This is a genomic window from Streptomyces sp. MB09-01 (assembly GCF_033794505.1).
Classification (GTDB): domain Bacteria; phylum Actinomycetota; class Actinomycetes; order Streptomycetales; family Streptomycetaceae; genus Streptomyces.
The window spans coordinates 1-1,298 of the sequence record NZ_JARAYQ010000556.1; the positions used below are offsets into that span (position 1 = coordinate 1).

Sequence of the window (1,298 nt, forward strand, 5' to 3'; positions counted from 1 at the left end):
GAGTTGGGTGGTGGGGTCGCCTTGGGCGGCGTTCAGTTGGGGTTGGGTGAGGAAGACGGCGTTGCGGAGGTCCGCGCCGCGGAGGTTGGTGTCGCGGAGGTCGGCGCCGATCAGGTCGGCCGTGCGGAGGTCGGCGCGGCGGAGGTCGGCGGCGATCAGGTAGGCGCCGCGGAGGTTCGCGCCGCGCAGGTCGGCCCCGGCGAGGCGGGCTCCCATCAGGTCGGCGCCGCGGTGGTTCTTCTTGCGGCCCGGCACCTTGGCCCGTACGAGCTCGCTGGTCTCGAGCAGGAGGGTGTTGATCTCCTGGCGGAGGGGCGTGATGTCCAGGGCCGTCAGGGCCTGGGCGTCGGCGCGGGTCCACTGTTCGGTCTGCGCGAGCAAGCGGCGCAGTTCCGCGTGCAGCGGGGCGGCGTCCGGGAGGGTGAGGGCCTCGGCGAGGTAGAAGAGCAGCTCGTGCAGCTGCCGCATCACGGGGAAGACCTCGAACATCTCGCCCCGGGTGTCCGGCTGCCCGCGCCAGTCGCGGCCGCCGAAGGTGACCTGGGAGACCTGCTGGCCCGCCCCGAAGCAGTCGAAGACCGTGCACCCCGGGAAGCCCGTGTCGCGCAGCCGCGTGTGGATTCCGCAGCGGAAGTCCTGCCGGAGGTTCTTGCAGGGGGTTCCGGCGGGCTTGTTCACGGCGAAGTCGTTGGACTTGGCGAAGGGCAGGGCCACGCAGCACAGCGCGAAGCAGTTCGCGCAGTCGGCTTCCAGGAGGGGGAGGGGGAGAGGCAGGGGGTTCGACACGTGTCCATTGTTACCGGGCGGGGGCGGTGAGGCGCATTTGGTGGGCGGTCCAGGGGGTGCCGTCGACCTTCTCCACGTCCTTGAGGATCTGCTCGGTGCGGAACCCGAGGTTCTCGTAGATGCGGATGGCCGCCGTGTTGTGGGCCCAGACGCCGAGGCTGATCTCCGGCAGGCCCAGCTCGCCGAAGCAGAGGTCGACGACCTGGGAGACGAGGGCCCGGCCGAGGCCCTGGGCGCGCCGCTCGGGGGCGATCAGTACGCGGCCGAGGCGGGTGCCGGCGACGGAGACGTGCCCGATGCGGTGGTTGCCGGGGGACACGGCGGTCCAGGTGCGCCGGCCGGGCTCGGCGGCGTAGGCGGCGAGCTGGGCGTCGTCCAGGGGCCAGGTGAAGGCGGGGCCGGCCCAGGTCATCAGCTCGGCGGGGGTCTTCACCCAAGTGCGCAGCAGGGGGCCGTCCTCGTGCGGGGGGTGGGGGGGTTCCTTATACCCCCTCTTCGTCCCCCCCCCCCTC

2 protein-coding genes are annotated in these 1,298 nt (G+C 72.4%); both read right to left on the reverse strand.

Annotated elements, in window-relative coordinates; all coding sequences use genetic code 11:
• On the reverse strand, positions 1 to 786 hold a 786-nt coding region (locus tag PV721_RS43415), incomplete at its 3' end, for a pentapeptide repeat-containing protein (protein ID WP_319734394.1).
• 10 nt (positions 787 to 796) lie between these two features.
• On the reverse strand, positions 797 to 1,298 hold a 502-nt coding region (locus PV721_RS43420; RefSeq protein WP_319734396.1), incomplete at its 5' end, for a GNAT family protein.